Below are 16,015 nucleotides of genomic sequence, written 5' to 3' on the forward strand. Positions count from 1 at the left end.
ACGGGCGATGCGGCACGGCCGCCCAGGGCCGTGCCGGCGCGCTTACTGCCGCGGACGCAGCACGCTCTTCACTTCCTCGACGTTCTCGGCCAGCCGCTTGCCGACCACGGCGAAGCTGTCGGCCTGCGCCTTGTACACGGTGTCGCTCATGCCGCGCAGCCCGGCCACGGCCTTGTTCAGGCTCAGCGGCAGCAGTTCGGTCACGCGCACGGGCGCAGCCTTGGCGTCGTCGCCCTGCTTTGACGACCCCAGCGATTGCAGGTCGGCCGCCGTGCCGCACAGGTACTCGGCCTGCAGCCGGACCAGCGATTGCAGGCCCGACAGCAGCGTCAGGTTCACGCTGGCCAGCGCCTCCACGTCCTTGCGGCGCGATTCCAGGATGGCGGCCGGGTTCAGCCGGTTGTGCTTGACGAAGTCGAACAGCCGCTTGTGCGGCGCGGACGTGCTGGCGGTGTTGCTGGTTTCCATCGTGGAATCTCCTCTGAGGTGGATGGCGTTGAAGAAACGAAGAAAGCGGGTGTCCCGGCGGCCGTCAGGCTTCCAGCACGTAGCGGCCCGGCGCGTCGCCACAGGGCGCGTGGCGGGCACTGCCGGCCGACGTGGGAGCCTTGCGCTTGCGCCCGGAGCGTTGCCGGAGCCAGGCGCTCCAGTGGCCCCACCAGGAGCCGTCGTGCGCGTCGGCGCCCGCCAGCCAGGTTTCCGGATCGGCCGACGCCGCGCCGTTCACGAAGAATTTCACCCTGGCATTGCCAGGCGGATTGACCAGGCTCTGGATATGGCCGCTGGAACAGAGCACGAACTCGGTTTCGCCGCCCAGCGCCTGCGCGGAGCGGAACACGCCCTGCCACGGCGTGATGTGATCGGTCGCGCCGGCCAGCACGTACGTGTCGCACGTGACGCGGGACAGGTCGATGGGCTGCCCCAGCACGGTCAGGCCGCCCGGCGTGGCGAGCAGGTTGTCGGACAGCATGTCGAGCATCTGGCAATGCAGGCCGGCCGGCAGCCGCGTCGTGTCGTTGTTCCAGTACAGCACGTCGAACGCGGGCGGCGCCTTGCCGAGCAGGTAGTTGTTGACCCAGTAGTTCCACACCAGGTCGTTGGGCCGCATCCACGCGAACATGCGGCCCAGTTCCTCGCCATCGAGCACGCCCCGGGCCTGGCTCTGCCGCCGCGCCGTGCTCACGGCCTCGGGCGTGGCGAACAGGCCCAGCTGCGATTGCTCGTCCAGGCCGAACACCGCCACCATCAGCGTGGCGGCGTGCACGAGGTCCTGCCCGCTGCTGGCGCAATAGCCCATCAGCGCGGCCATGGTCATGGCACCGGCGCACGCGCCGTGCAGGTTCACGTCCTTGCAGCCGGTGATGTCGCGGATGGCGTGGATCGCCTCGACCAGCGCGCCCACATAGGTGTCCAGGTTCCAGTCCCGCTCGGCCGCCGTCGGGTTGCGCCAGCTCACGGCAAACACCTGCAGCTCCTGCGCCAGCAGGTATTCCACGATGCTCTTGCCCGGCGCCAGGTCGAAGACGTAGAACTTGTTCACCTGGGGCGGCACGATCAGGTGCGGCCGGGCGTGCACCCTGGCCGTCACGGGCGTGTACTGGATCAGCTCCAGCACCGGGTTGCGGAACACCACGGTGCCCGGCGTGCGGGCCAGGTCCTGGCCCACGCGGAAGGCGGTCTTGTCGACCTGGGACGGCATGCCCTGGTTGGTCAGCGCGTCCGTCACCAGATTGGCCATGCCGGCCAGCAGGCTCAGCCCGCAAGAATCGAACGTCTCGCGCAGCGCGGCGGGATTGCCCAGCAGCACGTTGCTGGGCGCCAGTGCGTCGAACAGCAGCGACGTGAAGTACTGCGCGCGCTCCTTGCCGCGGGCGTCCATCACGGACCGGCTGACCAGGCCCGCGGCGGCGTTGCGCCAGGCCAGGTAGCCCTGCAGCGGCATGCGGAACAGCGGGTTGTCGTGCCACTCGGGGTCGGCAAAGCGGCGGTCGCGCGCCGGCGGGGCGTCGGCCGTGCCGTCCAGCACGCGCCACAGGTCATGGGCCAGTTGGGTCTGCTGGTCGAGCAGCAGCGCCGGGTCCTGCGCGCACTGGGCGCCAATCTGCTGCGCCGTGCCGACCAGATCCTCCGGACGCAGTCCCACAAAGGCGTCGAGCGTCGCCATGCTGTAACCGTCGATTGCCACGGCTGTCTCCTATGGATGTTCAGAACTGCGCGTCGCTGATGGCGAGGTAGCCGTCCGTGCCGGCGGCGCAGGTGATGGCCGCCTCCAGCCCCGGCGCGCGCACCAGGATGTGGTTGGCGAAGAACGCAGCCGTGGCTACCTTGGCGCCGTAGAAATCGGGGTCTTCGTCGCGGCGGTCCGTGGCCACGACCAGCGCGCGCGCCATCTGCCAGCCCGTCAGCACGATGCCGGCCAGCTTCAGGTAGGCGACGCTGACGCCGAACACCGCATTGGGGTCGGTACGCGCGGTGGCGACGATGAAATCGACGGCGTTGCCCAGCGCCGTGTGGGCCGCGCTCAGCCGGCCATACATCGCGCGGCAGGCCGGGTCGGCGCCCCGCTCGGCCAGCGCGGCCAGCGTGTCGTCGATCCGGGCCAGCAGCGCGCGGGCGGCCGCGCCGCCATCGCGCACGGTCTTGCGGCCGACGAGGTCATTGGCCTGGATGGCCGTCGTGCCTTCGTAAATCGGCAGGATCCGGGCATCGCGGTAATGCTGTGCAGCGCCGGTTTCCTCGATGAAACCCATGCCGCCGTGCACCTGCACGCCCAGGCTGGTCACTTCGATCGACATCTCGGTGCTCCAGCCCTTGATGATCGGCACCAGGTACTCGTAGGCCGCCGCGTATGACGCCCGCGTCTGCGCATCGGCGGCGCCGTGCGCGATATCGGCGTACCCCGCCGCCACCAGCGCCAGCGCCCGGGCGCCTTCGGTCAACGCACGCATTTCGGTCAGCATGCGGCGCACGTCGGGATGGCGGATGATCGGCACCGCCTCTTGGGCCGACCCGTCCACCGGCCGGCTCTGCACGCGGTCTTTTGCATAGGCCACCGCCTGCTGGTACGCTCGATCGGAAATGGCAATGCCCTGCACGCCCACGCCAAAGCGCGCGGCGTTCATCATCACGAACATGTACTCCAGCCCACGGTGCAGCTCGCCGATCAGGTAGCCCGTGGCGCCGCCATTGTCGCCAAACTGCAGCACGGCCGTGGGGCTGGCCTTGATGCCCAGCTTGTGCTCGATCGACACGCATTCCACGTCGTTGCGCGCGCCCAGCGAGCCGTCGTCGTTGACCAGGAACTTCGGCACCAGGAACAGCGAGATACCCTTCACGCCCTCGGGCGCGTCGGGCGTGCGGGCCAGCACCAGATGCACGATGTTCTCGGCCATGTCGTGCTCGCCGTAGGTGATGAAGATCTTGGTGCCCGACACCTTGTAGCTGCCATCGGCCTGCGGCACGGCGCGCGATCGCACCAGCGACAGGTCCGAGCCGGCCTGCGGCTCGGTCAGGTTCATCGTGCCGGTCCACTCGCCGGCAATCAGGCGCGGCAGGTAGCGCTGCTTCAGGGTGTCGGAGCCGGCCGTCAGCAGCGCCTCGATGGCGCCATCGGTCAGCAGCGGGCACAGCCCGAACGACATGTTCGCCGCGTTCATCATTTCGATGCACGGCGTGGCCACCAGCTTCGGCAGGCCCTGCCCCCCGAACTCGGTCGGATGGACGATGCCTTGCCAGCCGCCTTCGCCAAACTGCCGGAAGGCGTCGCGAAAGCCGGCCGTCGTGCGCACCTGGCCGTCTTCCCAGCGACTGGGCGCCCGGTCGCCGGCCGCGTTCAGCGGCGCCAGCACCTGGCCGTGGAACCGCGCGGCCTCTTCGAGCACGGCTTCCACCGTCTCCGGCGTGGCGTCCCCGAAACCGGGAAGCGTGGCGATATCTGTCAGTCCGGCCAGTTCCTGGATGACAAACATCATGTCCTTGGTGGGTGCGATATAGCTCATCTCGTGCCTCGTTTCCTGAGATGCAGCGCCCGCCGGCCCACTGGCCCGCTGCGCTGCGACATTGACGAAAGCATCGTAAGGTCGCGCCGCGCGGATTCGATTACCCGAATCGGCCCATTCACTGACAAATCGTGCCGCATTGCGCCATGCGCGCCGGCAGCCGGCCGTCAGGCGGCTGGCGTGGCAGGATCGGCAAGTCGATGGCCAGGAATGGCAGTGCGGGCGGCGCCGCTCAGAGCGGCCGGCGGTAGGCGTTGGGCGTGCTGCCCGTCCAGTGGCGGAATGCGCGGTGGAAGGCGGTGGGATTGTCGAAGCCGACGTCGTAGGCGATCTCGGCGATGGAGTCTTCGGACCGGGTCAGCCTCTGGATGGCGATGTCGCGCCGCACTTCGTCCTTGATGGCCTGGAACGTCGTGCCTTCGGCCGCCAGGCGCCGGCACAGCGTGCGCACCGAGTGGTGCAGCGCCTGCGCCACGGCGTCGATCGTCGGCGACGCGGGCAGGCAGTCGGCCAGGTGCTGGCGCACGCGGTGGCAGGTCAGTTGCTCGGCAAAGGCAACGAAGATCCAGTCCTCGGGCGCCCGCGCCAGGAAGGTTTCCAGGTCCGGCTTGCGCTGGCGGATGGGCAGGTCCAGGTACGCGGCATCGAAGCTGATCCGCGTGTGGGGGCGGTCGAAATGAACCGGGCCGGGAAACAGGTACAGGTGGTCGCTGCTCTGCGGCGGCAGCGGAAACGAGAACTCGGCGCCATGCAGCAGGATGCGTTGCCGGATCAGCCACGACGCCATGCCGTGCACCAGCTTCAGCATCAGCTCGCAGCCCAGCACGCTTACGCCGGGGCCGTCGGGATTGGCGACCAGTTCCACGTGCCCGGCGCCCGCCTCGCGCCGCAGCGTCAGGCGGAATTCGTCCAGGATCAGGTGGAAGAACTGGCCGAACCGGTGCAGCGCCACTTCCAGCCGGGGCGCGTCGAGCAGGCTCAGGCCCAGGAACTTGAGCACCCCGTTACGCAGCGGCCGGCTGAAGATGCCCGGCATCTCGTCATCGAGCTCCATCGCCAGCAGCCGGTATAGCGTGGCGAACTGCTCCTGCGTCACCCGGGCGCCCGGCTCGCGCAGCAGCGCGTGGGCGATGCCCGAGCGCTCGGCCAGCCGCGCAATCGCAGCCGGGTCCGCGCCGGACAGGAAGCCGTTGACGACGGAGATGGGAACGGTAGCGGAGAGGCCAGTCAAGCGGGAAAGCCGGCGCGCGCCGGTCAGGAACGGTGACGACGCATTCTTGCACAGCGCCGGCATGGCGGGTTGTGGCGGCCGCACATGGCCAGCCACGCGCGGCCCTGCCACCCTCGGGAAAGCCCCATACCGCATATTGGTAATACCACTTTACCTGTCCGATACCCTGTCCTAGACTCCGTTGAACTCGACGTGCGCGCGGCCTGGCAGACGGTGGCGCGCATCCGGATCTGCACCCCCTACAAGAAGCAGAACGCAGGAGACCCGAGTGAAGGACGACGACAATCCGTCCGGTGCGCCCAAGCGGCGCAGCCAGGCATGGTTCGGCCGCCTTGACCGCGATGGCTTCATCTATCGGTCGTGGCTCAAGAACCGCGGCATTCCGCACGACCAGTTCGATGGCCGGCCGGTCATCGGCATCTGCAACACCTATTCCGAGCTCACCCCCTGCAATTCGCACTTCCGGACGCTGGCCGACCAGGTCAAGACTGGCGTGTGGGAAGCCGGCGGCTTTCCGCTCGAATTTCCGGTGATGTCGCTGGGCGAGAACATGCTGCGCCCCACGGCCATGCTGTTCCGCAACCTGGCCAGCATGGACGTCGAGGAATCGATCCGCGGCAACCCCATCGACGGCGTGGTGCTGCTGATGGGCTGCGACAAGACCACGCCGGCGCTGATGATGGGCGCGGCGTCGGTGGACCTGCCCACCATCGGCATCTCGGGCGGCCCGATGCTCAGCGGCAAGTTTCGCGGCCAGGAGCTGGGCTCCGGCACCGACGTCTGGAAGATGTCCGAGGAAGTGCGCGCCGGGCATATGTCGCAGGAGGATTTCTTCGAGGCCGAAGGCTGCATGCACCGGTCTCACGGCCACTGCATGACGATGGGTACGGCGTCCACCATGGCGTGCATGGTCGAATCGCTGGGCATGGCGCTGCCCGGCAACGCCGCCATCCCGGCCGTGGACGGGCGCCGCAACATCCTGGCCCGCGCGTCGGGCCGGCGCATCGTGCAGATGGTCAAGGACAACCTGGTCATGTCGAAGATCCTGACGCGCCAGGCGTTCGAGAACGCGATCAAGGTCAACGCCGCGATTGGCGGGTCCACCAACGCGGTGATCCACCTGCTGGCCATCGCCGGGCGCATCGGCGTGGAACTGAACCTGGACGACTGGGACGCGCTGGGCCATGCCCTGCCCTGTCTGGTCGATCTCCAGCCATCGGGCCGGCACCTGATGGAGGACTTCTATTACGCGGGCGGCCTGCCCGCCGTGATCCGCGAGATGGGCCCTGTGCTGCACCGCGACGCGCCCACCGTCAACGGCCGGACGCTCTGGGACAACTGCAAGGACGCCCCGAACTGGAACCGCGAGGTCATCCACGCGTTCGACGACCCGTTCAAGCCCCACGCCGGCATTGCCGTGCTGCGCGGCAACCTGTGTCCCGATGGCGCCGTGATCAAGCCGTCGGCCGCCACGCCGGCGCTGCTGCGCCACACGGGCCGCGCGGTGGTATTCGAGGACAGCGAGCATATGCACGCCCGCATCGAGGACGAATCGCTCGACGTGGATGAAACCTGCGTGCTGGTGCTGAAGAACTGCGGCCCGCGCGGCTATCCCGGCATGGCCGAGGCCGGCAACATGCCGCTGCCGCCCAAGATCCTGCGCAAGGGCATCACCGACATGGTCCGCATCTCCGACGCCCGCATGAGCGGCACGGCCTACGGCACCGTGGTGCTGCACGTGGCGCCCGAGGCCGCCGCCGGCGGCCCGCTGGCGCTGGTGCGCGATGGCGACATGGTCGAGCTGGACGTGGAGGCGCGCCGGCTGCACCTGCACGTCGACGATGCCGAACTGGCGCGCCGCCGCGCCGCCTGGCAGCCGCCCGAGCCGCCGATGGAACGGGGCTGGACGCGGCTTTATTTCGATCACGTCCAGCAGGCCAACCGTGGCGCCGACCTGGACTTCCTGGTCGGCAAGAGCGGCCCCTTCGTGCCGAAGGACAATCACTGAACGACGCAGCACCCCAGGGCTCCACCGCCATGCAGCGCGGTGCCGCACCACACAGGAGACGTGACGCATGGCATCGGTACAGATCCGCGATGTGCAGAAATCCTTCGGCGGCACGCAGGTGATACGCGGCGTCAGCATCGACATTGCCGACGGCGAGTTCACGGTGCTGGTGGGGCCGTCCGGCTGCGGCAAATCCACGCTGCTGCGGATGCTGGCCGGGCTGGAGGAGATCAGCGGCGGCGAGATCGCCATTGGCGACCGCGTGGTGAACCGGCTGCCGCCCAAGGAGCGCGACATCGCGATGGTGTTCCAGAACTACGCGCTCTACCCGCATATGTCGGTCTACGACAACATGGCGTTCTCGCTCAAGCTGGCCGGCGTGCCCAGGGAGACGATCCGGGCCAAGGTCGACAAGGCGTCCGGCATCCTGGGCCTGGGCCAGCTGCTGGACCGCTATCCGCGCCAGCTCTCGGGCGGCCAGCGCCAGCGCGTGGCCATGGGCCGGGCCATCGTGCGCGACCCGCAGGTGTTCCTGTTCGACGAGCCGCTGTCCAACCTGGACGCCAAGCTGCGCGTGCAGATGCGCGCCGAGATCAAGGAGCTGCACCAGCGGCTGCGCACCACGTCGGTCTACGTCACGCACGACCAGATCGAGGCGATGACGATGGCCGACCAGATCGTCGTCATGCGCGATGGCCGCGTGGAGCAGCGCGGCCGCCCGCTGGACCTCTACGACCACCCCGACAACCTGTTCGTGGCCGGCTTCATCGGCTCGCCGGCGATGAACTTCGTGCCCGGCGTGCTGCGGCGCCAGAACGGCGCGGCCCGGGTGCAGTTTCCCGATGGCACGCTGCTGCCCGCCCCGGCCGGCCTGGGCGACGGCGCCGGGGCCGACGGCCAGCGCGTGATCTACGGCGTGCGGCCCGAGCACCTGGCCTGCGGCGCGCCGGGCCAGGGGTTTCCGACCACGGTGACGGTGGTGGAGCCCACCGGCGCCAATACCGAGGTGTATTCGCGCTTTGGCGAGACTGATTTCATCTCGGTGTTCCGCGAGCGCCATGATTTCGCGGCCGGCCAGCCGCTGCACCTGGTGCCCGATCCGCATCACACCCACCTGTTCGACGCCGAATCGGGACAGGCCCTGCCCCGCCAGCCCGCGCGGCAACCACAACCTGTGGCATGACCACGGAGGAGACCCAGCCATGAGCCATTCCGGAAACTTCACCCGACGCGATTTCCTGGTATCGACGGCAGCCGTGGCCGCCACCACCGCGCTCGGCACGCCGGCCCACGCCGCCACCCAGCTCCAGTACAAGCCCGAGGCCGGCGCCAAGCTGCGCGTGCTGCGCTGGAAGCGCTTTGTGCAGGGCGACGAGGACCTCTGGACCGCCAACGCCAAGAAATTCCAGGACCTGACCGGCGTGGAGGTGCGCATCGACAACGAAGGCTGGGAAGACGTGCGGCCCAAGGCGGCCGTGGCGGCCAGCGTGGGCACCGGGCCGGACATCGTGCTGGGCTGGTTCGACGACCCGCAGCAGTACCCCGACAAGCTCGTCGACGTGACCGACGTGGCCACCTACCTGGGCAACAAGCACGGCGGCTGGTACGACGTCTGCAAGAAATACGGCATGCACGGCGGCAAGTGGATCGCGCTGCCGCTGGGCGTGGTGGGCAACGCGCTGGTCTACCGCGAAAGCCACGTCAAGGCGGCCGGCTTCGACGCCATCCCCAAGGACACGGCCGGCTTTCTGAAGCTTTGCCAGGCGCTCAAGGCCAAGGGCACGCCGCCGGGCTTCGCGCTGGGCAAGGCCGTGGGCGACGGCAACAACTGGGCGCACTGGCTGCTGTGGTCGCACGGCGGCATGCTGGTCGACACCAAGGGCAAGGTGGTGGTCAATTCGCCGGAAACCTGGGCCGCGCTGGAATACGCCAAGCAGCTCTACGCCACCTTCGTGCCGGGCACGCTGTCGTGGCAGGACCCGTCCAACAACAAGGCGTTCCTGGACGGGCAGGTCAGCCTGACCGCCAACGGCATCTCGGTCTATTACGCGGCCAAGAACTCGAAGGAGCCGAAGCTGCAGGAGATGGCCAAGGACATCCAGCACGCCCACTTTCCCATCGGCAAGAGCGGCAAGCCCACCGAGCTGATGCAGATTACCCAGATGATGATCTTCAAGTACTGCAAGTACCCGAACGCGGCCAAGGCGTTCCTGCAGTTCATGATGGAGCCCGAGCAGTACAACCCGTGGATGGAGGCCGCCATCGGCTATGTCAGCCAGCCGCTCAAGGCGTACGAGTCGAACCCGATCTGGACGGCCGACCCCAAGCACACCGTCTACCGCGACGCCGCGTCGCTGATGCTCGACAACGGCCACGCCGGCCCGCTGGGCACCGCGTCGGCCGCCGCCATGGCCGACTACATCGTGCTCGACATGGTGGCCGAGGCCGCCAGCGGCGCCAAGACGCCGAAGGAAGCCGCCGCCCGCGCCGCCCAGCGCGCCGAACGCTACTACAAGGGCTGACGCGATGCCGGACACCGCTGCGACGCCGCCCGCCTCGCGGCGGCCCCCTGCCGAGCCGGCCCGGCGCCCGCTGCTGGGCCGGCTGTCCGACAACCGCCACGCGCTGGGGCTGCTGTTCATGCTGCCCACCGCGCTGCTGCTGGTGGTCTTCCTGACCTACCCGCTCGGGCTGGGCGTCTGGCTGGGCTTCACCGATGCCAAGATCGGCCGGCCCGGCGCCTGGATCGGGCTCGATAACTTCACCTACCTGGCGGGCGATTCGGTCACCCAGCTCGCGCTCTTCAACACCATCTTCTACACGCTGGTGGCCAGCGTGCTGAAGTTCGCGCTCGGGCTCTGGCTGGCGCTGCTGCTGAACCGCAACCTGCCGTTCAAGTCGTTCTTCCGCGCCGTGGTGCTGCTGCCGTGGATCGTGCCGACGGCCCTGTCCGCGCTGGCGTTCTGGTGGATCTACGACGCGCAGTTCTCGGTCATCAGCTGGACGCTGGTCAAGCTGGGCCTGATCGACCGCTACATCGACTTCCTGGGCGACCCATGGCTGGCGCGCCTGTCGACGATTGCCGCCAACGTCTGGCGCGGCATCCCGTTCGTGGCCATCTCGCTGCTGGCCGGGCTGCAGACCATCCCGCCGTCGCTGTACGAAGCGGCGTCCATCGACGGCGTCACGCCGTGGCAGCAGTTCCGATACGTCACGCTGCCGCTGCTGACGCCGATCATCGCCGTGGTGATGACGTTCTCGGTGCTGTTCACGTTCACGGACTTCCAGCTCATCTACGTGCTCACGCGCGGCGGCCCGCTCAACGCCACGCACCTGATGGCCACGCTGTCGTTCCAGCGCGCCATCCCCGGCGGCTCGCTGGGCGAAGGCGCGGCGCTGGCGACGATGATGGTGCCGTTCCTGCTGGCGGCCATCCTGTTCTCGTACTTCGGGCTCCAGCGGCGTGCCTGGCAACAGGGAGGCGACAAATGAAGGCGGCCGAGAACGAATCGCAAGGCATGGAGTACCTGCAGTCGGTGCCCCGGCGCTGGGTGACGCTCTACATCCCCATCGGCATCTTCCTGTTCGTGCTGCTGTTTCCGTTCTACTGGATGGGCATCACGGCGTTCAAGCCCGACGGCGAACTGCTGATGCAGACCGCCAACCCGTTCGTGGTGATGGCGCCGACGCTGGCTCATTTCAAGAAACTGCTATTCAACACGCCCTACCCGGCGTGGCTGCTGAACACGGTCATCGTGTCGACGGTATCGACGTTCGCGTCGCTGGCGGCCAGCGTGCTGGCGGCCTACGCCATCGAGCGGCTGCGCTTCCAGGGCGCGCGGCAGACCGGGCTGGCCATCTTCCTGGCCTACCTGATCCCGCCGTCGATCCTGTTCATCCCGCTGGCGTCCATCGTGTTCCAGCTTGGCCTGTTCGACACGCGCTGGGCGCTGATCCTGACCTACCCCACCTTCCTGATCCCGTTCTGCACGTGGCTGCTGATGGGCTATTTCCGCTCCATCCCGTACGAACTGGAGGAATGCGCGCTGATCGACGGCGCCACGCGCTGGGAGATCCTGGTCAAGATCATCCTGCCGCTGGCGGTGCCGGGGCTGATCTCGGCCGGCATCTTCGCGTTCACGCTGTCGTGGAACGAGTTCATCTACGCGCTGACCTTCATCTCGTCGTCCGAGGTCAAGACCGTGCCGGTGGGCATCGTCACGGAACTGGTGGAAGGCGACGTCTACCACTGGGGCGCGCTGATGGCCGGCGCGCTGCTGGGATCGCTGCCGGTGGCGGTGGTCTACTCGTTCTTCGTCGAGTACTACGTGTCGGGCATGACCGGGGCGGTCAAGGAGTAGAAGTGGCGCATTAGGCGCTTGGCGGCCGGGAGAAGCCCAATAGACACCGGCCGCCGCCGGCAGGCACAATCGCCGGGCCCTCCGCTCCGCTTCCGCCCCTCGTGACCCTGCCGCCGCTGCGCCCTGCCCGCCTGCATTTCGACCTGACCACCGTCCAGCTTTTCATTGCCGTGGCCGAACTCGGCAGCATCACGCGCGGTGCCGAGCGGTTGCACCTGGCCGCGGCGGCGGCGTCGCGGCGCGTGCTGGAGCTGGAAGCCCAGCTTGGCGTGGCCCTGTTCGAGCGGCTGCCGCACGGCATGGCGCTGACCGAGGCCGGCCGCGCGCTGCTGGCCCACGCGCGCGGCATCACCCACACGGTGCAGCGCATGCAGGACGACGCCGCGTCGTTCGTCGGCGGCGACCTGGGCGTGGTGCGCGTGGCGGCGCCCAAGTCGGCCGTCATCCAGTTCCTGCCGTTCGATATCCAGCGCTGCGCCACGGTCTGCCCCGGCGTGCGCGTGGACCTGCAGGAGATGAACAGCCAGGAAGTCCAGCAGGCGCTGCGGCGCGGCACCGTCGACATCGGCATCTACGAAGGCAGCCTGGGCATGGTGGACCTGCCCACGGCGCCCTACCGCAGCGACCGGCTCGAACTGGTGGTCGCGCGCGGCCACCCGCTGGCGCGGCGGCGCAAGGTGACGCTGGCCGATATCCTGGACTGCGACCTGATCACGCTGGGCGAAAGCTCGGCCATTTCGATCATGCTCGACCGGCTGGCCGAGGAAGCCGGCCGCGTGCCGCGCATGCGCATGCGCGTGGGCGGCTTCGACAGCATCGCCGCGCTGGTGGCCCAGAGCCTGGGTGTGGGCGTGATGCCGCAGGCCATCGCGGCGGAAATCGCCGCCGGCAGCCGCTTCGTGCGGCTGGCCATCGCCGAGCCCTGGGCCGGGCGCCAGTTCGTGATCTGCCACCGGCCGGCCGATGCGCTGTCGTCGGCCGCCATCGGCGTGCTGGCGGTGCTTGCGCAAAATGCGAAACCTGAAATCCCCAAATAGCGATAGCCCGCGCTGGCCGCTTTCCGCATCATCGGCACCATAACGATGCCTATGACGGAGACACTTCATGCAGCGCAGACAGTTCCTTCTCGGGGCGGCGGCCGGCCTGGCCGTGCCCAGCCTGGCGCTCCCCACCCTGGCCCGCGCCGCCGACATGCCCGGCCCGGTGCGCATCGTCGTGGGTTTTGCCCCCGGTGGCGGCACCGACGTGCTGGCGCGCGTAATCGGCCAGAAGCTCGGCATGATGTGGAACACCAGCGTGGTGGTGGAGAACAAGCCCGGCGCCACCGGCGCGATTGCCGCCGCCTACGTGGCCAAGCAGCCCGCCGACGGCACCACGCTGCTGATGGCGCACGTCAACAGCCACGCCATCGGGCCCGCGCTGCTTGACGTCAAGTACGACCCGGTAGCCGATTTCTCGCCGATCTCGATGGTCGGCGTGACGCCCAACATGCTGACCTGCCGCCCCGAGCAGAAGGTGCGCAGCGTGGCCGACATCGTCGCGCTGTGCCGCAAGAAGCCGGGCCAGATCTCGTTCGGCTCGTCGGGCATCGGCTCCGCGCAGCATCTGGCGCTGGAACTCTTTCGCCTGCAGGCCAAGCTCGATGTCGTACACGTGCCGTACAAGGGCTCCGGCCCGCTGATCGCCGACCTGCTGGGCGGCCAGATCGACTACGCGTTCGACACGATGACCGCCGCCACGCCGTTCATCGCCCAGGGCAAGGTCATCGCCATCGCCCAGACGCGCCTGAAGCGCGCCGCCAGCCATCCCAACGTGCCGACGCTGGCCGAATCGGGCTTTCCCGGCCTGGACGCCGCCTCGTGGTACGGGCTGGTCGGCCCCAAGGGCATGCCGCCCGCGCTGGTACAGCGCATGAACCAGGACGTCAACAAGGCGCTGGCCATGCCCGACGTGGCCGAGAAACTGCGCAGCTTCGGCGCCGAAGACTCGGGCGGCTCCAGCCAGCAGTTCGGCGCCTTCATCGCGGCCGAAGCCAGCAAGTGGGGCAAGGTCGTGAAACAGGCCGGCGTCAAGGCCGAAGCCTGACGCACGCCGCCCAACCCTCTTTCCCGGACGCTTCACGATGACGCCTTTCGATACTTCCTCCGCTACCGCATCCGCCAACGCCAGCCAGGACGGCGCCCGCCCGCTGCCGCTGGCCGGCGTGCGCGTGCTCGACGTCTGCCAGGTGATGGCCGGCCCGTACGCCTGCATGCTGCTGGCCGACCTGGGCGCCGACGTGATCAAGGTGGAGCCGCCCGACGGCGGCGACCAGACGCGCGGCGCCATGGGCTTCAAGATGAAGGGCCCGGACAGCATGGGGTTCCTGAACATGAACCGCAACAAGCGCAGCGTGACGCTGGACCTCAAGAGCGAGGCCGGCCGCCAGGTGCTCTACCGGCTGGCCGAATCGGCCGACATCCTGGTCGAGAACTACCGGCCCGGCGTGATGAAGCGGCTGGGCATCGACTACGACACGCTCGCCAGTATCAACCCGCGGCTGGTCTACGTCAGCATCTCCGGCTTCGGCCAGACCGGCCCGTGGGCCAAGCGCCCCGGCTTCGACCTGATGGCGCAGGCCATGTCCGGCGTGATGAGCGTGACCGGCTACCCGGGCGACGCCCCGGTCAAGTGCGGCGTGCCCGTGGCCGATATCGGCTGCGCGCTGTTCGCCACCTACGGCATGCTGGCCGCCTACATCGGCGCGAAGGAAACCGGCAAGGGCCAGTACGTCGATGCATCGCTGTTCGACTCGGCGCTGGCGTTCTCGGTCTGGGACAGCGCCGAATACTGGGGCACGGGCCGAGAGCCCGAGCCGCTGGGCACGGCCAACCGCATGAGCGCGCCGTACCAGGCCATGCAGGCGTCGGACGGCCATTTCGTGATGGGCGCGACCAACCAGAAGCTGTGGCAGTTGCTGTGCAACACGCTGGACCGGCAGGACCTGCTGGCCGACGAACGCTTTGCCACGGTGGCGCTGCGGCTGGCCAACCGCCCGGCGCTGATCGCCGAACTGGAGCAGACGTTCGGCCAGAAGCCGAGCGACTACTGGATCGAGACGCTGCTGGAAGTCGGCATCCCGGCCGGCCCGATCCTGACCTACCCGCAGGCGTTCGACAGCGAGCACGGCCGGCACCGCCAGATGCGCATCGAGATCGACCATCCGATCGAGGGCAAGGTGCCGAACATCGGCTTCGCCGTGAAGATGGGCGGCACGCCGCAGCAGGTGCGCCGGCATCCGCCGCTGCTGGGCCAGCATACCGACGAGGTGCTGGCCGAACTGGGCATCGGCCACGACGAGAAGCAGGCGCTGGCGGCAGCCGGCGCGTTCGGGGCATGAGCGCGACCCCGCCGCCGGACAGCGGCCAGGTCACGCTGGCCGTCCAGGGACAGGTCGCCACGCTGACGTTCGACCGCCCGGCCGCCCGCAACGCCATGACGTGGGCGATGTACGAACAGCTAGGCAAGCACTGCCGCGATCTGGCAGGCGCGGGCGGCGCCGGCATCCGCGTGGTGGTGATGCGCGGCGCCGGCGGCGAGGCGTTCGTGGCGGGCACCGACATCGCCCAGTTCCGCGCGTTCACCACCGGCGACGACGGCATCCACTACGAGGAACAGATCGACGCCGGCATCGGCCTGGTCGAAGCGCTGCCGATGCCCACCGTGGCCGTGGTCGACGGCTGGTGCGTGGGCGGCGGCCTGGCCATCGCCACCGCGTGCGACTTCCGGCTGGCCACGCCCAACGCGCGCTTCGGCGTGCCCATCGCGCGCACGCTAGGCAATACGCTGTCGGCGCTGAACCTGGCCAAACTGCGCGCCGCATGGGGCCTGCAGCCCGTGCGCCGCATGCTGCTGCTGGCCCAGATCCTGGACGCCGACGCCGCGCTGGCCTGCGGCTTCCTGGAAGCGGTCCACCCAGCGGCCGCAATCGACGCCGAAACCGCCGCGCTGTGCGAGCGCCTGGCCAAACTGGCGCCGGTCACGCAACAGGTGGTCAAGGAAGCCCTGCGCCGCCAGACCGTGACCGCCGTCGCCGACACCGACGACCTGGTCCGCCGCTGCTACGGCAGCGAAGACTTCAGGGAGGGGGTGACGGCGTTTGTGGAAAAGCGGGCGCCGGTGTGGGGTGGGAAGTAGCGACTGTACTGGTCAACCGGGATTGCCCTCGCGGTTTTGCTCCCCTCTCCCGCCGTGCGGGAGAGGGGCCGGGGGAGAGGGCATGGCGGTGCAAATTGCCACCATCGCAACTGGACACGCCGGCCCTCACCCCTAACCCCTCTCCCGCAAGCGGGAGAGGGGAATGTAGTGGTCAAGTTTTTTCAGACAGGTATTAAGGTTGTCTGGCGTTTGAACTTGTCCTCAAACTCCTGCGGCGACT

13 protein-coding genes are annotated in these 16,015 nt (G+C 68.7%); 9 read left to right on the forward strand and 4 right to left on the reverse strand.

Going from position 1 to position 16,015, the window contains the following annotated elements:
- Positions 1–42 precede the first annotated feature (42 nt).
- The 4 genes from QTN24_RS09735 to QTN24_RS09750 form a co-directional block, all read right to left on the reverse strand.
- The gene (locus QTN24_RS09735; RefSeq protein ID WP_313836669.1) at positions 43–468 is read right to left on the reverse strand and encodes a phasin family protein; all 426 of its coding nucleotides are present in this window, start codon (positions 466–468) and stop codon (positions 43–45) included.
- Between the two features lie 64 nt (positions 469–532).
- Positions 533–2,164 carry an alpha/beta fold hydrolase gene (locus QTN24_RS09740; protein WP_313836687.1) on the reverse strand — a complete coding sequence of 544 codons (1,632 nt, stop codon included), beginning with the start codon at positions 2,162–2,164 and terminating at the stop codon, positions 533–535.
- A gap of 40 nt (positions 2,165–2,204) precedes the next feature.
- The gene (locus QTN24_RS09745) at positions 2,205–3,998 is read right to left on the reverse strand and encodes an acyl-CoA dehydrogenase (RefSeq protein ID WP_313836670.1); all 1,794 of its coding nucleotides are present in this window, start codon (positions 3,996–3,998) and stop codon (positions 2,205–2,207) included.
- A 232-nt stretch (positions 3,999–4,230) separates the two neighbouring features.
- Positions 4,231–5,229 carry an AraC family transcriptional regulator gene (locus QTN24_RS09750; protein WP_313836672.1) on the reverse strand — a complete coding sequence of 333 codons (999 nt, stop codon included), beginning with the start codon at positions 5,227–5,229 and terminating at the stop codon, positions 4,231–4,233.
- Between the two features lie 268 nt (positions 5,230–5,497).
- Here QTN24_RS09750 and QTN24_RS09755 point away from each other — a divergent pair, with 268 nt between their 5' ends.
- The 9 genes from QTN24_RS09755 to QTN24_RS09795 all read left to right on the forward strand — a co-directional run bounded on the left by QTN24_RS09755 (position 5,498) and on the right by QTN24_RS09795 (position 15,774).
- On the forward strand, positions 5,498–7,237 hold the full coding sequence (locus QTN24_RS09755) for an IlvD/Edd family dehydratase (RefSeq protein ID WP_313836673.1): 1,740 nt from the start codon (positions 5,498–5,500) through the stop codon (positions 7,235–7,237).
- A gap of 67 nt (positions 7,238–7,304) precedes the next feature.
- Positions 7,305–8,420, forward strand: coding sequence for an ABC transporter ATP-binding protein (locus QTN24_RS09760; protein WP_124684255.1), 1,116 nt, complete (start codon positions 7,305–7,307; stop codon positions 8,418–8,420).
- Between the two features lie 19 nt (positions 8,421–8,439).
- Positions 8,440–9,759: an ABC transporter substrate-binding protein gene (locus tag QTN24_RS09765; protein ID WP_124684254.1), complete on the forward strand. Its 1,320-nt coding sequence runs from the start codon at positions 8,440–8,442 to the stop codon at positions 9,757–9,759.
- A 118-nt stretch (positions 9,760–9,877) separates the two neighbouring features.
- Positions 9,878–10,729 (forward strand): carbohydrate ABC transporter permease, encoded by an 852-nt coding sequence (locus QTN24_RS09770; RefSeq protein ID WP_409559000.1) that lies wholly within the window; start codon positions 9,878–9,880, stop codon positions 10,727–10,729.
- Positions 10,726–11,598: a carbohydrate ABC transporter permease gene (locus tag QTN24_RS09775; RefSeq protein WP_124684253.1), complete on the forward strand. Its 873-nt coding sequence runs from the start codon at positions 10,726–10,728 to the stop codon at positions 11,596–11,598. Before QTN24_RS09770 ends, QTN24_RS09775 begins: the two co-directional genes overlap by 4 nt.
- A 101-nt stretch (positions 11,599–11,699) precedes the next feature.
- Positions 11,700–12,635: a LysR family transcriptional regulator gene (locus tag QTN24_RS09780; RefSeq protein ID WP_313836675.1), complete on the forward strand. Its 936-nt coding sequence runs from the start codon at positions 11,700–11,702 to the stop codon at positions 12,633–12,635.
- Between the two features lie 67 nt (positions 12,636–12,702).
- On the forward strand, positions 12,703–13,683 hold the full coding sequence (locus QTN24_RS09785; RefSeq protein ID WP_124684252.1) for a Bug family tripartite tricarboxylate transporter substrate binding protein: 981 nt from the start codon (positions 12,703–12,705) through the stop codon (positions 13,681–13,683).
- A 37-nt stretch (positions 13,684–13,720) separates the two neighbouring features.
- Positions 13,721–14,977, forward strand: coding sequence for a CoA transferase (locus tag QTN24_RS09790; RefSeq protein WP_313836677.1), 1,257 nt, complete (start codon positions 13,721–13,723; stop codon positions 14,975–14,977).
- A complete protein-coding gene (locus QTN24_RS09795) occupies positions 14,974–15,774 on the forward strand; it encodes an enoyl-CoA hydratase/isomerase family protein (protein WP_313836679.1) in 801 nt (266 codons plus the stop codon). Before QTN24_RS09790 ends, QTN24_RS09795 begins: the two co-directional genes overlap by 4 nt.
- Positions 15,775–16,015: the final 241 nt, after the last annotated feature.

Source organism: Cupriavidus sp. SZY C1 (assembly GCF_032190535.1).
GTDB lineage: Bacteria > Pseudomonadota > Gammaproteobacteria > Burkholderiales > Burkholderiaceae > Cupriavidus > Cupriavidus pauculus_C.

Coding starts and splice junctions, on each gene's coding strand:
- QTN24_RS09785 (WP_124684252.1), top strand. CDS start 12,703: ATGCAGCGCAGACAGTTCCTTCTCGGGGCGGCGGCCGGCCTGGCCGTG.
- QTN24_RS09790 (WP_313836677.1), top strand. CDS start 13,721: ATGACGCCTTTCGATACTTCCTCCGCTACCGCATCCGCCAACGCCAGC.
- QTN24_RS09745 (WP_313836670.1), bottom strand. CDS start 3,998: ATGAGCTATATCGCACCCACCAAGGACATGATGTTTGTCATCCAGGAA.
- QTN24_RS09765 (WP_124684254.1), top strand. CDS start 8,440: ATGAGCCATTCCGGAAACTTCACCCGACGCGATTTCCTGGTATCGACG.
- QTN24_RS09735 (WP_313836669.1), bottom strand. CDS start 468: ATGGAAACCAGCAACACCGCCAGCACGTCCGCGCCGCACAAGCGGCTG.
- QTN24_RS09775 (WP_124684253.1), top strand. CDS start 10,726: ATGAAGGCGGCCGAGAACGAATCGCAAGGCATGGAGTACCTGCAGTCG.
- QTN24_RS09770 (WP_409559000.1), top strand. CDS start 9,878: ATGCTGCCCACCGCGCTGCTGCTGGTGGTCTTCCTGACCTACCCGCTC.
- QTN24_RS09795 (WP_313836679.1), top strand. CDS start 14,974: ATGAGCGCGACCCCGCCGCCGGACAGCGGCCAGGTCACGCTGGCCGTC.
- QTN24_RS09760 (WP_124684255.1), top strand. CDS start 7,305: ATGGCATCGGTACAGATCCGCGATGTGCAGAAATCCTTCGGCGGCACG.
- QTN24_RS09740 (WP_313836687.1), bottom strand. CDS start 2,164: ATGGCGACGCTCGACGCCTTTGTGGGACTGCGTCCGGAGGATCTGGTC.